This window comes from Pseudomonas sp. PS01301, from assembly GCF_029960215.1.
GTDB lineage: Bacteria > Pseudomonadota > Gammaproteobacteria > Pseudomonadales > Pseudomonadaceae > Aquipseudomonas > Aquipseudomonas coleopterorum.
Genome location: NZ_JASCPM010000043.1, coordinates 1 through 15,998 on the forward strand (window position 1 = coordinate 1; position 15,998 = coordinate 15,998).

Annotated in this window: 19 protein-coding genes, 4 pseudogenes and 1 riboswitch; of the genes and pseudogenes, 9 read left to right on the plus strand and 14 right to left on the minus strand. The window is 54.5% G+C overall.

The features are described from left to right. Window positions 1–237 precede the first annotated feature (237 nt). On the plus strand, window positions 238–1,107 hold the full coding sequence (locus tag QMX89_RS18555; protein WP_223198360.1) for an HD-GYP domain-containing protein: 870 nt from the start codon (window positions 238–240) through the stop codon (window positions 1,105–1,107). A 167-nt stretch (window positions 1,108–1,274) separates the two neighbouring features. Here the strand turns inward: QMX89_RS18555 and QMX89_RS18560 are convergent. The 6 genes and pseudogenes from QMX89_RS18560 to QMX89_RS18585 form a co-directional block, all read right to left on the minus strand. Beyond that, window positions 1,275–2,408, minus strand: a pseudogene (locus tag QMX89_RS18560) (conjugal transfer protein); the annotation flags it as partial. Next, the gene (locus QMX89_RS18565) at window positions 2,338–2,745 is read right to left on the minus strand and encodes a VirB3 family type IV secretion system protein (protein WP_282349329.1); all 408 of its coding nucleotides are present in this window, start codon (window positions 2,743–2,745) and stop codon (window positions 2,338–2,340) included. The gene QMX89_RS18565 and the pseudogene QMX89_RS18560, both read right to left, overlap by 71 nt. A 24-nt stretch (window positions 2,746–2,769) precedes the next feature. Then, window positions 2,770–3,087 carry a conjugal transfer protein gene (locus QMX89_RS18570; protein WP_282349330.1) on the minus strand — a complete coding sequence of 106 codons (318 nt, stop codon included), beginning with the start codon at window positions 3,085–3,087 and terminating at the stop codon, window positions 2,770–2,772. Further along, entirely contained in the window at window positions 3,077–3,766 is a 690-nt protein-coding gene (locus tag QMX89_RS18575) for a lytic transglycosylase domain-containing protein (RefSeq protein ID WP_282349369.1), read from the minus strand. The genes QMX89_RS18570 and QMX89_RS18575 overlap by 11 nt, the downstream gene beginning before the upstream one ends. Before the next feature lie 14 nt (window positions 3,767–3,780). Continuing rightward, complete coding sequence (locus QMX89_RS18580) at window positions 3,781–4,002, minus strand: hypothetical protein (RefSeq protein WP_282349331.1); 222 nt, start codon at window positions 4,000–4,002, stop codon at window positions 3,781–3,783. Between the two features lie 78 nt (window positions 4,003–4,080). Continuing rightward, window positions 4,081–4,608 (minus strand): transcription termination/antitermination NusG family protein, encoded by a 528-nt coding sequence (locus QMX89_RS18585; RefSeq protein WP_282349332.1) that lies wholly within the window; start codon window positions 4,606–4,608, stop codon window positions 4,081–4,083. Window positions 4,609–4,868: 260 nt separating this feature from the next. On the opposite strand from QMX89_RS18585, the gene QMX89_RS18590 reads away from it, so the two are divergent. Further along, the gene (locus tag QMX89_RS18590) at window positions 4,869–5,213 is read left to right on the plus strand and encodes a helix-turn-helix transcriptional regulator (RefSeq protein ID WP_282349333.1); all 345 of its coding nucleotides are present in this window, start codon (window positions 4,869–4,871) and stop codon (window positions 5,211–5,213) included. A 99-nt stretch (window positions 5,214–5,312) separates the two neighbouring features. Next, entirely contained in the window at window positions 5,313–5,780 is a 468-nt protein-coding gene (locus tag QMX89_RS18595) for a DUF6392 family protein (RefSeq protein WP_282349335.1), read from the plus strand. 72 nt (window positions 5,781–5,852) lie between these two features. Here QMX89_RS18595 and QMX89_RS18600 read toward each other — a convergent pair whose 3' ends face one another. The 4 genes from QMX89_RS18600 to QMX89_RS18615 form a co-directional block, all read right to left on the minus strand. Further along, window positions 5,853–6,197, minus strand: a complete 345-nt coding sequence (locus tag QMX89_RS18600; protein ID WP_282349336.1) for a stability/partitioning determinant — start codon at window positions 6,195–6,197, stop codon at window positions 5,853–5,855. Then, window positions 6,194–6,883, minus strand: a complete 690-nt coding sequence (locus QMX89_RS18605; protein ID WP_282349337.1) for a ParA family protein — start codon at window positions 6,881–6,883, stop codon at window positions 6,194–6,196. Before QMX89_RS18605 ends, QMX89_RS18600 begins: the two co-directional genes overlap by 4 nt. A 518-nt stretch (window positions 6,884–7,401) precedes the next feature. Further along, complete coding sequence (locus QMX89_RS18610) at window positions 7,402–7,827, minus strand: hypothetical protein (protein ID WP_282349338.1); 426 nt, start codon at window positions 7,825–7,827, stop codon at window positions 7,402–7,404. A 547-nt stretch (window positions 7,828–8,374) separates the two neighbouring features. Continuing rightward, window positions 8,375–9,268: a LysR family transcriptional regulator gene (locus QMX89_RS18615; RefSeq protein ID WP_282349339.1), complete on the minus strand. Its 894-nt coding sequence runs from the start codon at window positions 9,266–9,268 to the stop codon at window positions 8,375–8,377. A gap of 108 nt (window positions 9,269–9,376) precedes the next feature. Here QMX89_RS18615 and QMX89_RS18620 point away from each other — a divergent pair, with 108 nt between their 5' ends. Continuing rightward, complete coding sequence (locus tag QMX89_RS18620; protein ID WP_028697119.1) at window positions 9,377–10,549, plus strand: TDT family transporter; 1,173 nt, start codon at window positions 9,377–9,379, stop codon at window positions 10,547–10,549. Window positions 10,550–10,552: 3 nt separating this feature from the next. Here the strand turns inward: QMX89_RS18620 and QMX89_RS18625 are convergent, their stop codons facing one another. Beyond that, window positions 10,553–11,128: a uracil-DNA glycosylase gene (locus QMX89_RS18625; protein WP_282349340.1), complete on the minus strand. Its 576-nt coding sequence runs from the start codon at window positions 11,126–11,128 to the stop codon at window positions 10,553–10,555. An 85-nt stretch (window positions 11,129–11,213) separates the two neighbouring features. Next, a riboswitch (Fluoride riboswitch) is annotated at window positions 11,214–11,275 on the plus strand. 141 nt (window positions 11,276–11,416) lie between these two features. Between QMX89_RS18625 and crcB the strand changes: the two genes are divergently transcribed. Genes crcB through ppa form a run of 3 tightly spaced genes read left to right on the plus strand, consistent with a single transcriptional unit; the run spans window position 11,417 to window position 12,712 of the window. Continuing rightward, window positions 11,417–11,800 carry a fluoride efflux transporter CrcB gene (gene crcB, locus QMX89_RS18630; RefSeq protein WP_028697117.1) on the plus strand — a complete coding sequence of 128 codons (384 nt, stop codon included), beginning with the start codon at window positions 11,417–11,419 and terminating at the stop codon, window positions 11,798–11,800. 10 nt (window positions 11,801–11,810) lie between these two features. Then, the gene (locus tag QMX89_RS18635) at window positions 11,811–12,164 is read left to right on the plus strand and encodes a DUF190 domain-containing protein (protein ID WP_028697116.1); all 354 of its coding nucleotides are present in this window, start codon (window positions 11,811–11,813) and stop codon (window positions 12,162–12,164) included. 2 nt (window positions 12,165–12,166) lie between these two features. Next, the gene (gene ppa / locus QMX89_RS18640; RefSeq protein ID WP_028697115.1) at window positions 12,167–12,712 is read left to right on the plus strand and encodes an inorganic diphosphatase; all 546 of its coding nucleotides are present in this window, start codon (window positions 12,167–12,169) and stop codon (window positions 12,710–12,712) included. Here ppa and QMX89_RS18645 read toward each other — a convergent pair. After that, window positions 12,671–13,576 (minus strand): annotated as a pseudogene (locus QMX89_RS18645) (IS66 family transposase); the annotation flags it as partial. The gene ppa and the pseudogene QMX89_RS18645 overlap by 42 nt on opposite strands. 4 nt (window positions 13,577–13,580) lie before the next feature. Here QMX89_RS18645 and QMX89_RS18650 point away from each other — a divergent pair. Together QMX89_RS18650 and QMX89_RS18655 are read left to right on the plus strand one after the other, a co-directional pair. Beyond that, window positions 13,581–13,802 (plus strand): annotated as a pseudogene (locus tag QMX89_RS18650) (CrcB family protein); the annotation flags it as partial. 10 nt (window positions 13,803–13,812) lie between these two features. After that, window positions 13,813–14,162, plus strand: a pseudogene (locus QMX89_RS18655) (DUF190 domain-containing protein). Window positions 14,163–14,327: 165 nt separating this feature from the next. Here the strand turns inward: QMX89_RS18655 and QMX89_RS18660 are convergent. Together QMX89_RS18660 and QMX89_RS18665 are read right to left on the minus strand one after the other, a co-directional pair. After that, window positions 14,328–15,491 carry a TDT family transporter gene (locus tag QMX89_RS18660; RefSeq protein ID WP_027597934.1) on the minus strand — a complete coding sequence of 388 codons (1,164 nt, stop codon included), beginning with the start codon at window positions 15,489–15,491 and terminating at the stop codon, window positions 14,328–14,330. A 129-nt stretch (window positions 15,492–15,620) separates the two neighbouring features. Further along, a complete protein-coding gene (locus QMX89_RS18665) occupies window positions 15,621–15,995 on the minus strand; it encodes a hypothetical protein (protein WP_027597935.1) in 375 nt (124 codons plus the stop codon). Window positions 15,996–15,998 lie beyond the last annotated feature (3 nt).

Genomic DNA, 15,998 nt, shown 5'->3' on the forward strand with positions numbered 1-15,998 from the left:
CGGGGCGGCCGGGCCCGACTTGCCCAAAAGCCAAGTCGACCCAGAGAGCCCAGAGAGCCCAGAGAGCCCAGAGCCCAGAGCCCAGAGCCCAGAGCCCAGAGCCCAGAGCCCAGAGAATTGTCGGAGGAGCAATCTCTGCCGTCTAGTCCACTAAGCAAGAAAAGTGACGGCGCAACCTCAATGGAGAGCGAAATGTGTTATGCACGGAAACTCTGTCTTGCGGCCAAGTCCCAAGTCATGGACATGTTCCAGGAAGCCCGGCTTGGCAAGGCCGTCGACCCAAGCACGACGTTGCCGCTGGTCGGAGAAATCGCTGCCTCGGTGCTGCGCCAACCTCATGCCCTCATCAGCGTCGCACGCATCAAAACGCACGACGATTACACCTACCTGCACTCGGTTGCCGTCTGCGCCCTGATGCTATCGCTGGCCCGGCATCTCGATCTAGACGAGGAGCAAACGCGCCTGGCTGGCATCGGCGGACTGATGCACGACCTAGGCAAGGCCGCGATGCCGCTGGAAGTGCTTAACAAACCAGGCAAGCTCACCGATGCCGAGTTCGCCATCATGAAGCGCCACCCTGTGGAGGGCGCAAAGATGCTGCGCGCAGGCGGGGCCGAGCCCGGGGTGGTGGACATTGCCCTGCACCATCACGAGAAGATCGACGGAACCGGCTACCCGGATCGCTTGGCCGGTGACGCCATTTCACTCCTGGCCCGCATGGGCGCAATCTGCGACGTCTATGATGCCGTGACGTCGGAGCGAGCCTACAAAAAGCCGTGGGACCCGTCCGCGGCGATGCGGCAGATGGCCAAGTGGGAGGGCCATTTCGACAAACGCATCTTCCACGCCTTCGTCAAGGCCGTGGGCATCTACCCCGTCGGCTCCTTGGTTCGCCTGTCCTCTCAGCGTCTGGCCGTTGTCGTTGAGCCGGGAATGGAATCACTGCTGACTCCCAAGGTTCGCGTGTTCTTCTCGCTACGCTCGAGAGAGCCGATCCCGATGCAGACCATCGACCTGGCGGCCACGAGTTGCAAGGACAGTATCACTGGCCCCGAAGACCCGACGCTCTGGAACTTCAAGAACCTCGACGACTTGTGGATGGAATAGCCCCCACAAAACGACGGCCCCGTGAGGGAGCCGTTGAACATCGTCGAGCGATGCCCGTCCAGGGAGGGATGGCCGAGCTCGATTCTCCAGAAGGTAGCTGGTGACACGAGTGTTGAGCCCACCCAACTAGGGTGACGGAAATTTCTGGGGTTCCGGCTTACATCCCCGGCATGCAACGAAAAGGAACATGCCAGATTCTCAGTAGACTTGATCATCGGATACATGGCTTCGGTGACGCCAGGGAACTGCGTCGCACAGGTGTCGATGTTGCTCATGGTGGAGCGTACGAACGTTGCGTCATGCACCGTAAATACCGATTCCATCTTGGCGCCGTTGTCGATGGCCTCATCCGGCGTCTTGCCCCAGACCAAAAGCGAGGCGTGGTAGCGACCAAACGCCTTCTCACCCATGGTGATGTCTTGGATGGCTTTTTCCAGCTCCTGGGTCTGCTTAGAGTCACCCTCCACCGAACCAAGGTCAGAAACGTGCTTCTTAAAGCTGATCTTGGCTTGGTTGCGATCCTCAAACAGAAAGGACTGAACCAACGTGAACTCAAACTGCTGCTCAATGGCTTCATCCCACATCCCAGGATAGGAACCACCACCTGGGTAATCACGCAAATCGTAGGTGGTCGCAAAACGCTGACCACCTCGGTTAGGTCGATTCTCGATGAAGTCGTATTGATCAAAGCTGGTGACGCTGTCGATCATGGCGTCACCCAAGCGGGTATCGCTGACCAGGACATCCTGATCATGGCCGTTGATCAGCAGGCTAAAGAAGCGACCGATCTGCGAGTACAAAGCACCATGCTCGTTTTCTTCCAGTGCCAGGAACGCCGGATCGTAGCGGTTGAGCATGGTCTTGGAGATGGTTAACAGCTCGCGCATGCGTCTGATGCCTTCGTCCAGGTCGCGATATTTGAGGATCAACGCCAGGCTGTACCCCACCTGGAGAAAGGTGCCATCGCGGAAAGGCGCGGTGTAGGCATCAACGAAATCCTGCAAGGCAGGCAAGGGCATAGCGTATTCGGTGTTGAGCTCGATGCGGGTCTTGGTGATCCAGGTTTGGATCATCAGGTTCTTCCCTTCTTTCTTGCCCAGTGCAACGAAATAGCGGTTTAGCTGGTGGAAGAAGTCAATCAGTTCGTCATCATCGCGGGTTTCGTGCGAGATGCCTTTGAGGCGAATCACGCTAACGACACGGTCGCCTTCAAGGGTGTAGATGTGCTCGTCAACGGGGTATCTCAGAAGAGGAATCCTCTCCTCGACTGGCATAACGTTGTTGTGAGAAACGGTGGCCATAAAAACGGCTCCAATTTGGGTTCGAAGGGGTAAGCAGCAGCTGCTTGCCGTACTTGAGATTCAGGGCGATCCGCCGCCGAGCAAAACGCACACGTCGCAGATACTGGCCATCCATTGCACACAAGAAGCGCAAAGCCAGAAGCGTGATCAGGAAAGGAGCTACGAACACCAACCCCCAAACCCAGGAAAGCAGGGCGGTGCCACCAATACCCAGAATGAGCCCGCCCATGAACAAGACGACCATTGGCATAATCGGAATGCCCCAGTACATCGCGGGCCGATTCATACCGTTGTAGCTTTCGAAGACCAGTTGCTTGAGCGCCTTACTGGTAGCCATGGCAAGCTCCTTTGAAGCAACTCATCACTGGGGGGCACCTGATCCAAACACTTGCCAGGCTGCTGCACCCAACACCATGGTGCCGCCAACAACAACCAGCACACCAACCTGTTGCAAGTAGTCCATGAAGGTATGCGAGCGATCGCCGGTGGAGCGCGCAATCTGCCATTGGATACCAGACCACATGAGGCAGGCCAGGCCCAACGTGCCGCCCAGTCCATAGAGGGCCAGGCGAATATTTGTCCCATAGGTCTGCAACGTAGACTGCCAGTCGGCCATGGCTACAGCGGGCATGCAGCACAGCGCGATCAGTGCAAAGCGCTGCAAGTTTTTATTGGTCATCAAGACTCTCCGTATCATCAATGGAAGCATCCTGCTGCTTGGAGACAGGTGCGGATTTTTTGGGTGATGGCGTTATGAAACGCGGGTATTGACGTAGCACGTCCCAGCTTTCGTAGCTGGGGATCAGTGCATCTGCCGCAGGCGCGGGCGCACCAGGTGAATCTGCAGCGATGGAAGGATTCAGGGCGGGCACTTTGATCTCTGTACTGTTCGCATTGGCAAGTACGCGCTGCACATGACTGGTGCCGCCAAACTGGGGCTCAGTCTTGAATCCGCGCTTGGTATTGCCGCTGTAGTAGCAGGAGATGGTTTTGTGCAGAGCGTCCTGCTGGGAGCCATTGCCCTGCTTCGCATTGGCGTAGCAGCCCTCCAGCAATTTGGCGGTCATACGCAGGTTGGTACAGGGATCGAACACCAGCTCGGGTTTGCTGACGTCGAAATGTTGCCGGTTGATCTGGCCCAGCCCAATGCTGAAATTGGCACCCTCCTCCACCAGCTTTTTGACCGCCGTAACTGCTTCATCCCGACTTTGCGGTTGACGCGGCAAAGCCTTGCCTACCACACCGATTGCGTAGGGGTTGAAGGAGGATTCGGTTTTAACGATCGGGGTAAGCGTGGCGGGGTGTATCGAGGGAGCGCATTGGAGAGCAAGAGCTAGAAAGGTATTTGCTAGCATAATTGCCATATGGCCACCTATGTTTCAATAATTTCCTTTAAGAGTTTTTCACTGGCGTCCGCAAGAAAATTGTCCAACACATACTGGCCCATTTGAGATGCAGTAACCTGCTTGCCACCTTTGAAGCTCACCTTGATAGCAGCGTCCGAAAGCGATTTGAAACGCTCAGATCCGATATACATGGTCTTGGTGTCAGTCTGACTTCCGATTTTGGGTCGCGACCCTTTACTGGCCAACATAGAATCTCCTGACAAGCGAAATCACGCCATGGCGGATACCCATAGCGTGTTAATTAGGTTTTACGGTTAATTACAGACTTAGCGAATCAGTTCGTTCACGTATGGACGATCGATTACAGAAACAATGCGCGAATGCTTTAGCTTAGAGGCAATGTCGGTGTCTTGTTTCAATAGGTCAAAGAAAGCAGTTTGGCGTGCAAGCTTACATTTCATCATGGTGATTGCTTGAAGCTTCTCTAACACCTCTGCCGAAACGTTGCGAAGCTCAAGCTGAGTCACCTTCTCATCTGTACGCAAAAGCAAGGATTGCCGCAGCGTTTCAATCAAGGAGTTGGAAACCGTGCAGATATCGCCACCGAATCTCACGAATTCGCGAACACCAGGGATCTCAGCAATGACAGATGTGTGAACCTGTTCGGGGTCCAAACGTATGAACAGGTAGCCTGGGAAAAGCTGGGTTTGGGTGGTACGTACGCCGTTACAGTCGGCCCGCCTTGTGACCTTGATCTTGCTGGGGGCAAAGGTCTCAACACCTAACGCTGAGGCGCGAGCGGTGACCATCTGGAAGGCGTGCAGGTTATGGGTGATTAGGTACCATCTTAACATCCGTTTACTCCTATCAATGGGCACGCGCCGCCACAAACGCGCCGTCTGCGCATCCTTCCAAGCTTTGCCTTTGTGAGCCGTGCCCCCCTTTCTCCGGGGGCGCCGATTATAGATACCGACAACAAAATTGCAATGGCACAATGACATCTCGCAATTTTATGGACTCGCAACAAAATTATCAATCATTTTTACCCAATATGCAATTTTGCCGTTCCAATCCTCCGTAAAGGGCTGAAACTAGTAGGTTTTCAGGAAGAAAAATGTCCTCCGCCATTCGCAAACTGATCGGATCGCGCATCAAGGCACACCGCAAGGCCATGGGGATCACCCAGGCTGCTCTCGCGGAGGTTCTGGATTGCGAGGTCACTACGCTGGGCCGTTATGAGCGCGGTGAGTACGCTCCTGACGGCGAGCAGCTGGTGCGAATGGCCGAGCATTTCAATGTGTCACCAATGGATTTCCTACCGTGCTCAGTTGATATCAAACGACAAAAAGTCATCGAACTCCGAACAGACCTGGTCGAATTGGTCTACAACATCAACGATCAGGCGGTTCTCGAAAGGCTTATCCAGATCGCCAAACTGGCCTCCCCTGCGAGCCGGTAAACCTAAGCCAGCTTATTGAGCTAAACTTGGCTAGAATAGGATCTTTGGGTATCTGTCAGCCCCCTAATGACAGCAACGGGATCTCTAGGCCTGAGAAACATGAATCTTAAAAATGTAGAAAAACTAATCAGGAACCTTGGTTATCCTTACGAAGCGCTAATATCTAATGAAATAATTGATGATCTTCCTCTCTTGCAAGCTGATGAAGAAGATGAAACGTTAGAGCTGACTTTGGCACCAGGACTTGAACTGATATTTTGGGCAGACACGGAAGTCTTAGAAATGATATACATAAACCTCGACAAAATGAACAATGGTCAAAGGGCTTATCAAGGCGCCTTACCCGCACCGTTAGATAACCTATACACCTGCAAAGATGTGCATGTGGCACTCGGGAAACCGATGTTTTCAAAATCACGCATAGAGTTACAAGGCACAGGATATCAAGGTTGGGATACATACCAGCTCGACACCAAAATGCATCCTGCAGCTTTCTTAGAGTTTCAATACATCCAAAATCTAGAGCTGAGCAAGATCGTCATATCGCTTATGGATAAAAACGTATAACAATCAACTACGTACATTTATAGTCAAAAAAAAGGCCTCAGAAATGAGGCCATTTGCTTTTTACAATTACAACTATTGATTTTCTACTGAGTCGCGATCTGCCTTCTCTAGCGCATCCAAGCACTGTTTAAACAGCACACCTAGTTTCTGTATGCCTCTTTCCTCTGCTATGCGGTAGAAACGTTCTTTATCTGCGTCATCGACTCGAATATTGAACTGGACCTTTGGAGGCTCGGCAGATGTGCCAAAAGGCCGTCTGGCATGGACCGGTTTATCAACCGACGCTTCACGCGAAGGCCACTTGCTAGCGCTCGCTATCGCATCGATATCGGACGATATCGCCGTGTTAACGTCGGATTCTTTCGGCTTGAATCTTCCCAGCTGTGCAAAAGGATTGGGGCGATCTGTGTCAGTCATGATGTTAGCTCTCTGTCCAGTATCGAAAGCACCTCTGCGGCTACCCCTTCCGCGTTCATCAGAGCGGTATCCAGACCGGGTACCTGGGCTGGGTCCATTTCTTCCAAAGACCTCTTGAATGTGAATAAAGCTCGGAAAGCATCACGCTCACACATTTCAGATTTGAACACTGTTACGCCCTGATCAATCAAGCTACTGCGCAGACTCGATGTGGTCCTGGTGGAGTAGGCTGCTGGGGTTCCAGTAAACAGAACAGCATAGGGTAGCTTATAGCCTGGGGCATGGCGTCTTACTGACAATTCCTGGTCATGTATCAGTTCCATCGCTTTGGAAGCCTCAACAGCGTCCAGATAAGATCCTCGCATAGGGACAATCACAAAATCCGATTCTTGCAGAGCATGGACGACGATCTTCGCGGCCGTCCCTTCCAGATCCACAAAAACGAAAGGGTCCTTCTGTGCTGCCTCCCGGATCTTGCTTGCGATGTTGTTCTCAGTCACGCCGGACACGATATGCAGATTGGGAGGACAAAATCCCCCCTGTGCCCAGACGGTCATTGGAGTATTTGGGTCCGCATCGATGATCGTTACAGCTGCGCCATTTTTGGCCAGTTGTAGCGCGACCGTCAGACACGTTGTTGTCTTTCCTACCCCGCCCTTAGGGCATATGAAAGGTACTGTAGGCATCTGGATCTCCTGCACCTGGTACTAAGTACCGGGGCTAAAATGGTCAGTTCACCACGTAAACTAGACTACGCTATCGCATGATATCGAACGTTATCGTATCAAGCACCTCGCTAAGGTTCACGTACGATATCGTACGCTATCCCGTGATATTAAGCGATTACTCAGCCTATGCATAGCATGTGATAACGCAAGCTATCTATCGATATCGAACAGGACTCTAACGCCCAGTAGCACGCGATATCGCACGCTATCAAGGCGATAGCTGCCAGTGCTGCCAAGCACTGCGCCGCAGTGAAACGCAAAAGGGCTTGAGCTACACAGGCTGGGGCAGCGTTGCCTGCAAATTCCAGCAGCAACGGGAGATGATCAGGATGAGCCAGATCTCGAAGTGGTACAGCCATAAGGGCGTGCACGTTTGTGATACATTCCTGACGGGACATATTTATTCCATACCTGGTTGGTGTGTTCCACGCTGGGGGCGGTTGCAGCCGTACCCCGGCATCCTTTCACTACGCATCTCAAACGATGAAAGCTAAAACCGGAATGACGTCTTGGGGAACCCGGCCTGTGAGGACCAAGAATCGATTCCAGACGCCGTATGGCACCTTGTAGGTTCCTGCTTTGTACTCCCTGATACGCCTGTCAGCTGATTGGCCACGAAGTCCCAAGAGCCTGGCCAGCTTCATATCTGTGTCGAAATCTGGAAAAACTGTCTGAAAATGCCGTAAGAAAGCCTCCACCATTTCAGGTGCCGGCGGCTCCCACCCTTCATCCTCACGCAAGAGATGCGCACGCGGGAACTGGCTCTCGTCGAAACCTGCGGGACCAGGGATGTATGGCGCATCGAGGTTAGCCCGCAGCTGATCGATACCGGCCTCGGTGGCGGCCTTGTACACAATTTTTTGCTGCTCGCTGATTGATGGTAACGGTATGTCGATTTTCATGAATGGTCCTTGGTATTGAAAAGTAGGGGGCCTTGCGGCCCCTTTCCTTACCGTGGCGACAGCTCGATACTTCGAACGTCTGAAACACGGATATTGACCAGACTCAATGTTCCTGTAGCTAACTGCTTCCAATGCCCTGTTTGATGTACGTGTACCAGGGCGTAAAACAAGTAGTCAGGTAACAGCAGGTCGATCCGATCAATCCGAATTCCGATGTGCTCTGGATTGAACACTCGAACCGGCTCGCCACATCGATCTGCAGAGCCCCGTCGAACGATCCAAAAATGCGCGTCTGGAAAGTCCGTCCGGATGGTCGCTATCGCAGCTAGTTTCATCTCGTTCTCCGTGGAGGCATGACCAGCCTGCTCGAAGTCGAGTGGCTCTCTGCATGCCACCAACGAAGCCATTATAGGCGGATTCCGCCTAGAAGTAACCCTGATTAGGCGGAATCCGCCTATTTGCCGACGAACGGTAGCTTTGCCCGTTACTAGTAAGCGGCTGGTGAACACGTCTTCCATTTTGATGAGGGCATCGCGTGGTCTGACCGTCATCTCGCATTGGCCGACGCGAAATCCTTGATCACACTGAAAAAGGTTTCAAGAGAGCGGGAGATAAACTTGTCTCTGTGATAAATCGCGTGCAACTGCCGTTTGTGCTCAGGAATCATGTGGTTCAACGAGATCAGGCTCCCCTCGGCGATGAGATCTCCAACCACCCAATAGGAAAGGCAACTGATTCTGACGCCAGCCGAGACCATCCGCTTGATAGCTTCTGAACTGCCAATCTGCCGGGCATTGCGCCAGGCACCCAGGTGTGGAAAAAGCCAGCGCTGAACCTCTTCAGCCGTACCCGATCCCTCTTCGCGTACCAGCCAGCGCGCTTCTTGCAGGTCACTAAGCGAAAGCCGCCCCTTGTGTGCCAGAGGGTCATCTGCCGCTGCGACAATGATCAACTCGTCTTCACACCAGGGCTGCACGGCCAGAGTGGGCTGATGGCTCGGCCCCTCGACCAGGCCAACGTCAATTGACAATTGTGCCGCCTGCCGGGCGATCTCTGCGCTGTTGCCCAGGATGACATCGATCTGTGTCCCGCCGGCACGCTCGGCCATGTGTTGCATCAGCAGCGGCATGATGTAGTTGCCAATCGTCGTGCTGCAACCTACCCGCAGCCGCGCGACCACGTCAGTCCGAAAACCACCCTCGATCTCCAGTGCAGCCTCCAGCAGGCGGATAGCCTTGGGCAATAGTGCCTGGCCGTTTTCGTTGAGCACCAGGCGTTTGCCGACGCGGTCGAAGAGTCGAATATCCAATGCGCCTTCGAGTTCTTGGAGTGCTGCGCTGGTGGCTGACTGCGAAAGAGCGAGGGTTGCGCTGGCTTGGGTGGTTGAACCCAGCTGGGCGATAGCGCGGAAGATGTGGAGTTGCCGAAGTGTGAGCTTCACTTTCTTACCTTGAAAATAGGTATGCCATATTCAAAATATCCGTTTTTCCAGATAGATGCATGCCGCTATTCTGAACCTGTTGCCGCATCGCAATCATTCGGAGGTTTTATGCGCGAGATCAGCCTTATCAAGGTCATGCAGGGCGGCCAGCCGCTCTCGGCGCTTTCCAATCCCAAGGAAGCGATTCGACAGTTCACGCCTAACTGGTTTGCCGCAACGATGGGCACCGGCATTCTGGCCTTGGCCCTGGGGCAGTTGCCGGGTCACAGTATGCTGCTTACAGGTATTGGGGAGGCGCTTTGGCTGTTCAATATCCTGCTGTTTACCGTCTTTACCCTGATGTACGCCGCCCGCTGGGTGTTCTTCTTCGATGAGGCCAAACAGATCTTTGGGCATTCCACGGTTTCGATGTTTTTCGGCACGATACCGATGGGCCTGGCAACGATCATCAACGGCTTGGTTCAGTACGGCCTGCCGAACTGGGGAGACGGTGTGATCCCCTTGGCCCATGCGCTCTGGTGGCTGGACGTCGCCATGGCACTGGCGTGTGGGGTGCTGATCCCGTTCATGATGTTTACCCGGCAGGAGCACAGCATCGATCAGATGACTGCTGTATGGCTGCTTCCTGTGGTAGCGGCGGAAGTGGCAGCGGCGAGCGGCGGTACCATCGCACCGCATCTGGCTGATACCAGTGCTCAGTTCACGATGCTGATCACCAGCTACGTCTTGTGGGCCTACTCGGTTCCAGTTGCCTTAAGCATACTGGTTATTCTGGTACTGCGTCTGGCACTTCATAAATTGCCCCATGAGAGCATGGCGGCGTCGTCTTGGTTATCGCTGGGGCCAATTGGCACGGGCGCTCTGGGCATGTTGGTCATTGGTAACGATGCACCGGCAATCTTCGCTGCCCACGGCATGTCAGGCGCCGGCGTGGTGGCCGGGGGTATCGGGGTAGTATCGGGTGTCCTGTTCTGGGGCTTGGGCTTGTGGTGGATGCTGTTGGCGCTGTTGATCACCGCGCGTTATGCCAAGGGCGGCATACCCTTCAATCTTGGCTGGTGGGGCTTCACATTCCCGCTGGGGGTATATGCGGTGACCACGCTGAAGCTCGGCGCGACGCTGAACTTGGCCTTTTTTGATGTGCTGGGCATTATCCTGGTGATGATGTTGGCCATCATGTGGCTGGTGGTTGCGACCAAAACCGCTGCCGGTGCATACCGTGGCAATCTATTTGTATCGCCTTGTATCGCGTCGCTGAACGCCAAACGCGCCAGTCGCTAACGATCAGACACTCGCCACGTTCGCCGCCCGGGCCAGCGTGGCGACAATGTCTTTAGCGACATCAGGATGCTGACACACCGAAAGCGGGCTTGGGTGCGGCATGGCGAACAGCCTGACCTCGGGGCGATGATGCTCGATTTCGGGTGCCGCTCTTTGAGCCACGCGTCCAGCCAAGACCACGACGCGCAGGCACGGGAGCAGATCCATTACCTCTTTCAGCAGTGTGACGCCCTCTGTGATTTTCGAGCGGGTGATCGCTTCGGCAGGACTGTCCAGCTTCGGCAGCCACGGATAGATATTCCACAAAATGGTCTGCTCACGCGCGAGGCACGCCTGTTCAAGGAAGCGCTTCAGGTTGCGCTGGGAGGGCCCTGTGTTGTCGCGGGAAAAGAAGCGTGGCCACGAGCAATCCCTGGCCGGAGATTCCAGCAATATCAGAACAGACGCATCGACCCCACCATCCAGCGGATCAAAGTACGGCAGTCGTCTAGCTCCCAGGCTCCGGGCGTCTACCCACTTGTTCAGAATACCAGCAGGCTGGGAGTACAGACGATGTCTGCGGGTATCTTGAATATTCATCTAGTCTCTAGGCGTCGAGGGGAAACCGTGCTCGCGTCAACGATTGCGAAGCACTATTTACGTGACAATCGCGCGAGTGATATGTTGCTTCTAAGGAGATGGCATTCCTCCTCACAACCGCCCCGTGCTGATGATGCCTACGTGAACCCTGGACAGGGTGCGTAGGTGTGCCCCCTGTCCGCGAATCTAGGACAGGAAATTGACTCAAAATTCCGTATTAACTCTCTATCGCAATCTGCGGTTATCAGCACCTCCTCGGCCCTACCAGCTTCGAGGAGATTTGCAGTCATGCTGAAATCACTCTTTGTCATCGCCATCGGCGCATCACTTGGTGCCTGGTTGCGCTGGCTCTTGGGTATGAAGCTCAACGCTCTGTTCCCGACTATTCCCCCAGGCACTGTAGTGGCGAACATGGTCGGGGGATACATCATTGGCCTAGCCATCGCGCTCTTGGCCGCATCTCCCTCCTTAAGTCCAGAATGGCGCTTGCTGATAATCACGGGCTTTTGTGGGGGACTTACCACCTTTTCCACCTTTTCAGCCGAAACAGTTGCCCTCATCCAAGAAGGAAGATTGCTGTGGGCGCTCGGCTCAATTTCATTGCACGTTGTAGGTTCGTTAGCGATGACCGCTGCCGGACTACTTTCCTACCAAATGATTGGTACTCGCTGAGGAAATTGAAATGAAAGGCTATATGGTCGTTTTCTTCACCCAACAAAACCGTCGTTATCAAGGAAAGATGCTCGGCGAATGGATCGTCGACATAGCTAAGGAAATGGGGCTGCGCGGTGCCACGCTATGCACCGGAATCGAAGGTTTTGGACACACTGGAAAACTTCACTCATCGCACTTTTTTGAGCTGGCTGATCAACCTACCGAGATTCGCTTGGCAATGACGGAGGAGGAGTCAGAGTTATTATTCAAGCGACTGGACTGTGAGGAAATTTCGGTGTTTTTCACAAAAACGCCAATCGAGATGGGCACACTTGGAAAAGCGCCTTCCAGCGCAGCCCCGTCTACAACTTCGGAGCTATGAACATGAGCTATACGGACATTTCAGCTGGTAAAGCGATTCCCGATGACTTCTTCACCGTTATTGAGATCCCTGCAAACCACTCGCCGATCAAGTACGAGGTGGACAAGCCAAGCGGACAGATCTTCGTTGACCGCTTCCTCAGCACGCCGATGTTCTACCCGGCCAACTACGGGTTCATTCCAAATACACTGAGCGATGACGGCGATCCTCTCGACGTCCTAGTGATTTGTCCTTACCCGGTATCACCTGGCGTTGTCATTCGTAGTCGCCCGGTTGGTGTGATGTACATGACGGACGAAGCTGGAGCGGATGCCAAGGTGATCGCAGTGCCTCATGAAAAACTCAGCTCTATGTACAGCGACGTTAAGGAGTGCTCAGACCTGCCTGCATTACTCCTCGCGCAGATCCAGCACTTCTTCGAAAACTATAAGGCGTTGGAACCGGGTAAGTGGGTAAAGATGGGGCGATGGGGTAGCGCAGATGAGGCTAGGGAAGAAATCCGCAAGTCAGTAGCTGCCTACGTTCCAAAGAGGCTGATGTCTCACTAGAGAATCTGGACTGTTAGAGTGAACCCACTTATGCGGAAGTAGCTCAGTAATCTCACTCGCCCGCTGTGTTGGCAGGCGGGTGAGCACGTCCTTTAGGTACGCATACGGATCATGTCCATTGAGCCGTGCCGTCTGGATCAAGCTCATAATTGCAGCCGCACGTTTACCGCTGCGCAATGAGCCCGCAAAGAGCCAGTTCTTACGCCCAAGAGCCCATGGTCGGATCTGGTTCTCTGCCCAGTTGTTGTCTATGGGTACAGCTCCGTCATCGAGGTAGCGCGACAGCGCTGTCCAGCGTTTCAGGCTGTAATCGAGTGCTTTGCTGATGGCTGAGCCCTCGGGCACAAGATCGCGCTGGGCAATCATCCAGGCATGCAGCTTTTCCATCACAGGGATGGCTTTTTCTTGCCGTATTCGGCGTCGCGCATCCGGCTCAAGATCGCGGACTTCGCTCTCGATTTCGTACAACAACTGGATATAACGCAGGGCCTGCTCAGCCAGCGTGCTTTTGTTCGTGGCGTGCAGTTCAAAGAACTTACGCCGCGCATGGGCCATGCAGCCGATTTCGGTCACGCCAAGTTCGAAGCTGGCTTTGTAGCCGCCAAAATCATCACAGACCAGTTTGCCTTTCCAGTCTTGCAGAAAATTGCGAGCATGCTCTCCGGCACGGCTGAGACTGAAGTCGTACACCACCGCTGCCGCGTCCGAGAACTGGCTGGTGGCATAGGCCCATACATAGGAACGGTGAGTCTTCTTCGTTCCCGGCATGAGCATCTGCACGGGTGTTTCATCGGCATGAATGACCTGCTGCCCGAGTACCACGTCGCGCAGCGCGTCGACCAGTGGCTGCAACTGTACGCCCGTCATCTTCGCTGCTTGGCCCGGGATTGCGCCTGAATGGCGGCTGTTTCTGATCACCGGATTTTGCGGCGGCTTAACCACCTTCTCGACGTTTTCTGCTGAGACACTGATGCTAATCCAGCAAGGAAGGCTGCTCATGGCGCTGACTGCAATCAGCGTTCATGTCGTGGGGTCCCTGTGCATGACAGCCCTGGGTATCTTGACCATCAACCTGCTGCACCCACGCTAAAGGCAATAGCATGAACGACTATCTCGTTACGTTCTATACCGAACAAAATCGTCGCCATGAACATCAGCAGATTGGAGATTGGCTTCTGGATCTTGCTAAAGAGCTTCACCTAAGTGGCGCAACGTTGTCAGTGGCGGCTGAAGGCTTTGGCCAAGATGGAAAACGCCACTCCGCTCATTTTTTGAGCTTGCCGATCAGCCCATCCAGGTAACGATGGCGCTGACTCAAATTCAACACGACATGCTGTTTCAACGCCTCGAATCGGAAGACTTGGCACTGTTCTACATCAAGACGCCTGCCGAGATTGGCACGGTAGGACGCCACCGCCCTTCCCAAGAGACAGAGTCATCCTCGTCCTGAGCTGACGCACCTTTGAATCGGTTAAGGCGGCCGCGGTAACCAACGGCATCAAGGGATGGCTTTCACTGAGCCCCATTTGCGGACTCATCAGCTCACTCGTCGTAGAGAGTGGGCTGATGGTCCTAGCTTGGTAGCGTTGCTCAGCGAGGCGCCACCTAATCGACCTCATTTGCGTGGTTGCAGATGAGCAATGCAAGGCGAGACGAACAGCGTCCCGCGGTAGGCACCGGCTAGGGTGCGTCCCGCGACCACCGCCCACAGAGCAGTCAAGGCGACGACCAAAAAGGCACCGAAGACGGTAAGGAAACCTGACCCAAGCGTGCTTCCCAAACGTAGCGTCGTGACGGCATAGACGCCCAGTGGAAAAGTAAAACCCCACCATCCCAGGTTGAAAGGGATGCCGTGGCGCGCGTACTTCAGCGTGATCAGTATGGCAAGGCTCATCCACCACAAGCCGAGTCCCCATAGTAGGATCCCGCCAATTACGCCTAGCCCCTGCGCGACGGCGCCAATTCCGGCCATACCGTGAGCAGCGAAGATGACCGGCGCGTCGCTGCCCATCACGAGCAGACCCAACGCACCTGTACCAATGGGGCCAAGCGATAACCAGCTCGATGCAGCCATGTTCTCGTGAGGCAGCTTGTGCAGTGCCATCCGCAATAGCAGGATCACGAGGACACTTAGGGCGACAGGTACCGAATAGGCCCAAAGCACATAGCTGGTCACCAGCACGGTGAATTGGTGCCCGCCATCGGCTAGGTGCGGTGCCAACAGCCCGCCACTGGCAGCGGCCACTTCGGCGGCTACCACAGGTAGCAACCATACCGCCGTCATTTGATCGATGCTGTGCTGCTGACGAGTAAACATCAGGTACGGAATCGCTACTCCGCAAACCAGTGCCATGGCCGCATCGACCCACCAAAGTCCGGTGGCAATCGTGACAGCCACCTCACCCCATCGTGGCAGCCCAAAGATCAGCATTCCGTTGATGATTGTTGCCAACCCCATCGGAATGGTGCCGAAGAACATCGATACGGTGGAGTGGGCAAAAATTTGCTTGGCTTCGTTGTAGAACAAGATCCAGCGAGCGGCATACAAGCCGCTGAATAGAACGAAAAGCAAAATGTTGAACAGCCACAGTCCTTCGGCGATCAGACGCAAGCCGGGTACCGACGCGGGAAAACTCGCTAAGGCGATTGCCAAAATACCGGTGCCCATCGTTGCCGCAAACCAGTTGGGGGTGAACTGGCGAACGACTTCGAGCGGCTGCTTGAGCTGGCTGAGCGGCTTGCCGCCGGTGCGCAGGGCTATAGCATCCTTTAATGTCATGAGGTGAGCTCCGCTGAGGAATGCAAACAGTCTAGCCCGGCTCGATTATCTGAAAAATTGAATATGATATAAAAAGTAATCTACTAAATAGATAAGCAGTCCCCGCTGTCCGCAGGGACTGCTCCACGATCAAGGCTTCGCGACGTGCCAGACTTGATTGACACCTTCACCGGTCGTTTCACCGGGCTTGCTGTCCTTTACCCAGGTATAGAGTGGCTGCCCCTTATAGGCCCATTGCTGGCTACCATCCTCACGCTGTACTACGGTATAGCCGTCACCGCTCTTGGCCCCTGCCGGTGCCATCAGCGGCGGCCAGTTCTTGGCGCACGGGCCGTTGCAGGCGGACTTACCCTCGCTGTCCTTGGTGAAGGTGTAAAGCGTCATACCCTTTTCATCCACAAGCACCTTACCCAAGGTGGTGTCGCCAACCTTGGCGGGCGTGGCCGCCACGGCCAGCCCTGTCATGGAGAAAATGGCAGTGGCAATCAACACTTGTCTGAGCATGCT

Bases quoted from the DNA above. Each gene is read 5' to 3' on its own strand.
- QMX89_RS18555 (WP_223198360.1), top strand. From the start codon at position 238: ATGGACATGTTCCAGGAAGCCCGGCTTGGCAAGGCCGTCGACCCAAGC.
- QMX89_RS18565 (WP_282349329.1), bottom strand. From the start codon at position 2,745: ATGGCTACCAGTAAGGCGCTCAAGCAACTGGTCTTCGAAAGCTACAAC.
- QMX89_RS18570 (WP_282349330.1), bottom strand. From the start codon at position 3,087: ATGACCAATAAAAACTTGCAGCGCTTTGCACTGATCGCGCTGTGCTGC.
- QMX89_RS18580 (WP_282349331.1), bottom strand. From the start codon at position 4,002: ATGTTGGCCAGTAAAGGGTCGCGACCCAAAATCGGAAGTCAGACTGAC.
- QMX89_RS18585 (WP_282349332.1), bottom strand. From the start codon at position 4,608: ATGTTAAGATGGTACCTAATCACCCATAACCTGCACGCCTTCCAGATG.
- QMX89_RS18590 (WP_282349333.1), top strand. From the start codon at position 4,869: ATGTCCTCCGCCATTCGCAAACTGATCGGATCGCGCATCAAGGCACAC.
- QMX89_RS18595 (WP_282349335.1), top strand. From the start codon at position 5,313: ATGAATCTTAAAAATGTAGAAAAACTAATCAGGAACCTTGGTTATCCT.
- QMX89_RS18600 (WP_282349336.1), bottom strand. From the start codon at position 6,197: ATGACTGACACAGATCGCCCCAATCCTTTTGCACAGCTGGGAAGATTC.
- QMX89_RS18605 (WP_282349337.1), bottom strand. From the start codon at position 6,883: ATGCCTACAGTACCTTTCATATGCCCTAAGGGCGGGGTAGGAAAGACA.
- QMX89_RS18610 (WP_282349338.1), bottom strand. From the start codon at position 7,827: ATGAAAATCGACATACCGTTACCATCAATCAGCGAGCAGCAAAAAATT.
- QMX89_RS18620 (WP_028697119.1), top strand. From the start codon at position 9,377: ATGCGCGAGATCAGCCTTATCAAGGTCATGCAGGGCGGCCAGCCGCTC.
- QMX89_RS18625 (WP_282349340.1), bottom strand. From the start codon at position 11,128: ATGAATATTCAAGATACCCGCAGACATCGTCTGTACTCCCAGCCTGCT.
- crcB (WP_028697117.1), top strand. From the start codon at position 11,417: ATGCTGAAATCACTCTTTGTCATCGCCATCGGCGCATCACTTGGTGCC.
- QMX89_RS18635 (WP_028697116.1), top strand. From the start codon at position 11,811: ATGAAAGGCTATATGGTCGTTTTCTTCACCCAACAAAACCGTCGTTAT.
- ppa (WP_028697115.1), top strand. From the start codon at position 12,167: ATGAGCTATACGGACATTTCAGCTGGTAAAGCGATTCCCGATGACTTC.
- QMX89_RS18660 (WP_027597934.1), bottom strand. From the start codon at position 15,491: ATGACATTAAAGGATGCTATAGCCCTGCGCACCGGCGGCAAGCCGCTC.
- QMX89_RS18665 (WP_027597935.1), bottom strand. From the start codon at position 15,995: ATGCTCAGACAAGTGTTGATTGCCACTGCCATTTTCTCCATGACAGGG.